General features: G+C 39.2%; 8 protein-coding genes. 6 read left to right on the top strand and 2 right to left on the bottom strand.

Features of this window, described 5'->3' with window-relative positions; genetic code table 11:
• Positions 1–66: 66 nt before the first annotated feature.
• From E1176_RS07915 to E1176_RS07905, 3 genes are all read left to right on the top strand, one after another.
• Positions 67–450 carry a hypothetical protein gene (locus tag E1176_RS07915; RefSeq protein WP_155210073.1) on the top strand — a complete coding sequence of 128 codons (384 nt, stop codon included), beginning with the start codon at positions 67–69 and terminating at the stop codon, positions 448–450.
• 1 nt (position 451) lies between these two features.
• The gene (locus tag E1176_RS07910; protein ID WP_155210072.1) at positions 452–958 is read left to right on the top strand and encodes a hypothetical protein; all 507 of its coding nucleotides are present in this window, start codon (positions 452–454) and stop codon (positions 956–958) included.
• A 108-nt stretch (positions 959–1,066) separates the two neighbouring features.
• Positions 1,067–1,678 carry an FISUMP domain-containing protein gene (locus tag E1176_RS07905; protein WP_155210071.1) on the top strand — a complete coding sequence of 204 codons (612 nt, stop codon included), beginning with the start codon at positions 1,067–1,069 and terminating at the stop codon, positions 1,676–1,678.
• Between the two features lie 121 nt (positions 1,679–1,799).
• Here the strand turns inward: E1176_RS07905 and E1176_RS07900 are convergent, their stop codons facing one another.
• On the bottom strand, positions 1,800–2,258 hold the full coding sequence (locus E1176_RS07900) for an ankyrin repeat domain-containing protein (protein WP_155210070.1): 459 nt from the start codon (positions 2,256–2,258) through the stop codon (positions 1,800–1,802).
• Between the two features lie 2 nt (positions 2,259–2,260).
• Positions 2,261–3,832: a catalase gene (locus E1176_RS07895; protein WP_343030517.1), complete on the bottom strand. Its 1,572-nt coding sequence runs from the start codon at positions 3,830–3,832 to the stop codon at positions 2,261–2,263.
• Between the two features lie 364 nt (positions 3,833–4,196).
• Between E1176_RS07895 and E1176_RS07890 the strand changes: the two genes are divergently transcribed.
• The 3 genes from E1176_RS07890 to E1176_RS07880 all read left to right on the top strand — a co-directional run.
• On the top strand, positions 4,197–4,715 hold the full coding sequence (locus E1176_RS07890; RefSeq protein WP_155210069.1) for a hypothetical protein: 519 nt from the start codon (positions 4,197–4,199) through the stop codon (positions 4,713–4,715).
• A gap of 32 nt (positions 4,716–4,747) precedes the next feature.
• Positions 4,748–5,419: a hypothetical protein gene (locus E1176_RS07885; protein ID WP_155210068.1), complete on the top strand. Its 672-nt coding sequence runs from the start codon at positions 4,748–4,750 to the stop codon at positions 5,417–5,419.
• Positions 5,420–5,450: 31 nt separating this feature from the next.
• The coding region (locus E1176_RS07880; RefSeq protein WP_155210067.1) for a DUF4369 domain-containing protein at positions 5,451–6,072 on the top strand (622 nt) is incomplete at its 3' end.

Below are 6,072 nucleotides of genomic sequence, written 5' to 3'. Positions count from 1 at the left end.
GTGTTTACTCGGATGTAGTGGGAAATTGCCGAAACTTAGAAAAGCTACGGTCCCAAGCTTAAAAAAATGAACATTAAAGAAACAAAAGCAATTGCTCTAACAAGGAATAGTTTCAACATCCCTGGTCGTGGAGTTGTGGTTGAACTCCAACATTATCAACAGGGACTTGAGAAGGGTACTTTACTAACTTCTGAATATTCGGGTTTGTCTTGGAAGGTTAAAGCTCGAATACTATTTGACCATGCTGAAGGTAAACAAGTGATTTTTAAGAACGAATCAACTGAATATTTGCTTTTGAGATTTAACAACTCACAAAAGAGAGGTCAATCACTTGAAGTCATAAAAAAGAAGGAGTCCAACAACATTTTCCACTACTATTTGAAGCCAATCGAACATTCTAACAAGCCACCAGATAGAGAGAAATTGACAATAGACTCTCAAGACATCTAAGATGAACTCCGAAAAACTTAAATCAGAAATAATTATAGTATTTCAACGAAACAGGCAAACTCCTAATACCTATTACGATGAATCCAGGTTTTTAGACTACTTACTGAACCCACCAACTACTAAGAACAACATAAAGAACTCATTTAAAGGTGTGCGCAGATATTATCGGTTTTTCGAAGATATCGAACTCACATTTGGAATCTGTTTTTCTCTTTCAGACCAAGATAGATTTCACTCAATTGAGCAATTCGTTAAAAAGACAAATGAACGAATTAGAAAAGGACGAGGCAACAAGCAGATCATCCAACGTAGACTTGAAGAAAAAGAACATTATTACGTTGAACTTTTACTGACAGCTGTGCTTGCCATCATTGTCTTCTTCCTTGGAATACATATCATAACCATTCTTGCTTTAATTGGATATGGAATAGCCATTTGGTGGATTGTCAGCAGCAAACTCAGGGATAAACGTCATAACAAGAAACTGAACGAAGTGATAAATAGCTAATCAAACCAATCTAGCGCAAGCGTCCGCTTGTGCTATTGTACCTATCTCGAGTCCTACTACGTTTAACTCGAAAGATGGATAAACAATTAAGTTTAATAAAACAGTAAGATGATAAAATCAATAATACAGGCATTTAAGGTGATGGCATGTGCTACACTACTGTTAGTTCTTTTTACCAGATGTGCAGACAATGAATTGCAGATGACAGACATTGATGGGAATGATTATTCGGTTAAAAACTATCAGGGAGTTTTATGGATGACAGAAAACCTTCGCGTGACAAAGGATAGAAATGGTGAAGCCATACAATATTATAATCCTAACCAAGACTCAACGATGAAGAGTAAATATGGATTATTATACGATTATGAAACAGCTTGCCAAGTATGTCCAACCGGCTGGGAATTGCCAGATAACAGTGATTGGATGAAGCTGATACAAGATAATGGAGGAGAGGTGAACTCTCAAATATTGAAAGACTCATCCTTTTGGGGACATGAAGCGCTCGCTATAAATATCGATGGATTTTCGGCAAGGTATGCTGGGTACGGAAATAATGGAGAGCACCCTAATAAGTTTGAAGAAAGCAATATAATATGGTCAAAGAGCAGGCAAGAAGATTTTGCATGGGCAGTGATTTTTGAAAAGGATGAAAATAAGATAAGGCAAGCAAAGCAACATTTAATTTATGGTTTTTCAGTGAGATGCATCAAAAAGTGAAATCAGGCACTGCGAAAGTCTTTATAAGCACCTTTCTTTTTCCTTAGATGACAAGTGACCACTTCACATCCTCAGAGTCCTCCGCTAATGACTCTGAGGGTGAAGTAAGAGTTTTTAAACATCAAAGCAAAGCCTCAATCTGCTTATTCCCCTGCATTTGAGCCTGTTTTTTGGCAGTATTACCGTTCTGGTCTTTGATGCTGGTATCAGCACCATTTTCCAATAACAGTTTCACAATTTCTGGCTGCCCAAAGGTGGCGGCAAAAAACAAGGCTGTAGCACCGTTATAATTTTGGACGTTAACATTTGCACCATTATCTATAAGCAATTGTGCCAGCTTAAAATAGCCCTTAAAACTTACGCCCATCAGCGCTGTGTTTCCACTGGCATCTTGCGCATTTATTTCCGGCTGGTAGCTCAAAATGATTTTCGTGGCTTTCAGATTTTCAAAATAGGTAGCTAAAATGAGCGGAGTAAATCCCCGCTCATCTTTTTGATTTACCAAATCAGGGTTTGCTTCTAAAGCCTGTTTTAAGGCCTCATTATCCTCTTTCCTGATCGCTTCCATTATATCCATCATCACTAGGTTCTCACTTTAGAATCATCTGTTACTGGTACCGTGTTTACATCGCTATCTACATTCTCAAGGGCTTTTCTCACACCGGCCTCATAGTCAGGGTGCACTTTCTTTAGCACGGCCAGCCAGCGCTCTTTTACCTCGTCTGAGCACGGGCTCATGGCTGCTGCATAGTTGAAATACATTCTTTCCTTTTCATCATCTTCCAACACATTCTCAAAAAGCGCCCTGGGCTGCTCATAGTCGTCCATCGTTTCTTGCTGCTCATAGCGAGAGATATCGCCAGAAACTTTTAATGGTGGTTCCTCAAATTCCGGGTTGGCAGTTGGTCCATCAAACCTATTGGGCTCATAATACGCATCAGGGTTATCAAAATCGTTGGTAAAGAACCTCATCTGACCATCTTTATGGTAATGATTGACGGGACTCTTTGCTGCATTGGCAGGTAGTGCCTCGTAATGTGTACCCAGACGATATCGGTGGGCGTCTGCATAAGAAAATACGCGTGCCTGTAACATCTTATCAGGTGAAAAACCGATACCCGGCACCTTGTTAGACGGTGAGTAAGCGGCATTTTCTACCATTTGAAAGTAGTTATCAGGGTTTTTATTCATTTCTAACTCTCCCACCTCAATGAGCGGATAATCGCTATGTGGCCACACTTTGGTAAGGTCAAATGGATTGTAAGCTGTTTTCTCAGCATCTGCCTCAGGCATCACCTGTATAAATAAGGTCCATTTGGGGAAGTTACCCTGATCAATCGCGTTGTAAAGATCCTCCTGATAGCTTTCTCTGGTTTTACCAATGATCTTCTCAGCCTCTTCGTTGGTATAATGCTTATGGCCTTGCTGGGTTTTAAAGTGAAATTTAACCCAAAAGCGCTCACCATCTTTATTCCAAAAAGAATAGGTGTGCGAGCCGTAGCCATTCATGTGCATCGGATTGACCGGCAACCCTCTGTCTGACATTAAAATCGTAACCTGATGCACCGACTCGGGCTGTGCGGCCCAAAAATCAAACATGGCCTCCGGTGATCTTAAATTGGTTTTAGGATGTCTCTTTTGCGTTCTTATAAAATCAGGGAATTTGTATCCATCACGAATGAAGAATATCGGGGTATTATTACCTACCATATCCCAGTTACCCTCTTCAGTATAAAACTTGAGTGAGAAACCGCGCACATCACGCTCAGCATCTGCGGCCCCCTTTTCTCCAGCCACGGTAGACCAGCGCGCCAGTACTTCCGTTTCTTTTCCGACTTCAGAAAACAAGGCTGCTCGTGTGTATTTGGTTATATCGTGTGTGACTGTAAATTTTCCCTGTGCTCCCCATCCGTTGGCATGCACAACACGCTCGGGGATGCGCTCACGGTTTTGATGGGCCAGCTTCTCGATCAATTGGTAGTCATCGAGCATAACAGGACCTCTCGGCCCTGCCGTTTTGGAGGTTTCGTTGGTCACGAAAGGCGCCCCCGCAGAGGTGGTTAATCGTTTTTTATCAGACATAGCTTTGTTGGTTTTGTTTCGTGGTTTATTTATACCGATAGCAACAGACCACCAGCGCTTATGTTTGCTCACATTTGTATTGTTTCATCTGATAAATAATATTCTAAGAATTACTTGATTGAAAAGTAATAGATTGGTAGAAATTTGATAAGCTTTGACCCATGTTGAAATACTTTGAATCCAAAAGTTTTGAAATCCTTAATTAAAAAATCCTTTTTCACCTCCTAAGAGTCACTCGTAGAGGTCTCTGAGGCTTGGAAACCGCTATGTCTTGATTAGTAATTCGTAATTCAGATTTATATTCAAGCTCCTCATTATTCACCCTTCACCAGCTTTTCACAAAAATATCTTGCAACCTAAGGCTCTTTATTTGATTTTAGCGGTCGTAAATTCAAAATTTCACTAATTGTGCGCTTTGACTCACCAACCCTTAAACATGATTAAAAACACAACCCTCTGCTTTCTAGTCTTTCTTACCGTACAGATTAGTATACCTTCTTTTCTAAAAGCTCAACAGTCTATTGACCCTCAAGAGGCCGGCAAAAAGGTGTTCGACTTGTTATCCAAATTTGACAACATTACTGAAAGCAAGTTTGTGAAGAAGATGATGAGACATAATGAGTTGCAAAGCCTTGTCAAACATTACAACATCACTGATGAGCAGCAAAAAGAACAGATCATGCAAATGCCAAAGGAAAGATGGGAAAGTATGGCGCTCAATGACCACCGCGGCATAGCCTACTTCTCTGAAAATGCGGATATTGTTTGGGAGAAGATAAAATTCGCACGCTACAAGTATGAGCTAGAGCAACAAAATGGATTGGAAATCTACAGAGGACTTTTGGTATTTACATATAACGATGAGGAATATGATGTAGAGATTAAATCAGTGATTATTCGCAATGACATCAAACTCGTACGCTTAAGCCCTCCACAAGAAGTATTCAAATACTAAGCATATTGTTAGCAACAAACAGTTATATAAAATTGGTCAGACTTTCTTGGGTGATATTCCTTAGTGCGTTTTTCTCTTGCAACAAAGCAGATAAACCTACTACTGAGCACACCGAAATCAGCGATTCTAAAGAAACCGCTCATGAGATACAAAGTCAAAAAGAAAAACCTACAGCGGTAGACCAGTTTATTTACACCACAAACGAATATGCAGACACTGCTGGCCATAAATTGACTATAGTAAACAGCTTCCCAAAAGGTGGTTTACGTTATTCCGATCCGTATGGCAAAGACTATGTCTATACCATTTTCTGGACTCAAATAACAAGCAACCTCCCTAAACCAACGGAAATCGCGATCACTTTTCCGGTTGATTCAATTGAGTTATCTGCAGATGAGCATATTTACTTCAAACTGTTATTACCTGATAACGAAATGACTCTTAATAAAGCCTCTATGTTTAACTATGGCCTTGAGACTGTAGAACCAGTATTCGGTGCGGTATTAAATAAGCCGTCTACCTTAACCAAGACTATAAAGCCGGGAGATTCTATCATATTTTATGTGGCTACGCTGTTCAATAAAGGAGTTCAGGGTGTAGTACGCACAGAATTTTTCTTGAGGGATAATAACTTATATTACAAAGTAAACGATACAGAAATCTATTGTGGTGAGATGAGTATTGAGAATTTAAAACCAATATAGCTTAATAAGTCATTCCAAACGGTTACAAACAATGAAAACTATTATTAAACTTCCCCTACTATTTATTTTATGTTTTACCGTTTGCTGTACTCAAGAATATAACGTAGAGGCGGAAATTTCAGGAATTGGTAATGACACTGTCTATGTTGAAAATTATCTGTTATCATCCATCGACACCGACCCAATTTTAGACACTGTATATGCTGAAGGTGGTAGATTCTTTTATAATATGCCTGTAAAAGAACCTATGATTTCTTACATAACTCCGAAAACAGCTGAGTATACAAGATTGAATAATTCTGTCTACAGACCAGGACATAAAGCCATAACATTAATATTAGAGGCCGATGACAAAGTGAAAGTCAGTGGTTCACTTCAACCTAATACACTTAATTACAGCGTAAAGGGATCAGAAATTAGTGAGGCATATAGTAACCACAGAAATAAATTTTTGGATTTTGAAATAGCAAAGACAAAAATTGAACTAAGTCTGGATTCTCTCATGCATCGTAACGCAGGAAACGAAGCGATAAGTGCTCTTTTTAAAAAACGAAAAAGCATATCAGCGGATATAAGAGCAGAGCAAATGAATTTTGTCAAACAAAATAATGACTCGCAGCTTTCTGCATTTTACATAAGCAGACAACCTCTAG

Origin of the sequence: Fulvivirga aurantia (assembly GCF_009711475.1) — a bacterium.
Lineage (GTDB): Bacteria > Bacteroidota > Bacteroidia > Cytophagales > Cyclobacteriaceae > Fulvivirga > Fulvivirga aurantia.
This window is presented reverse-complemented; position numbering and strand designations above follow the sequence as displayed.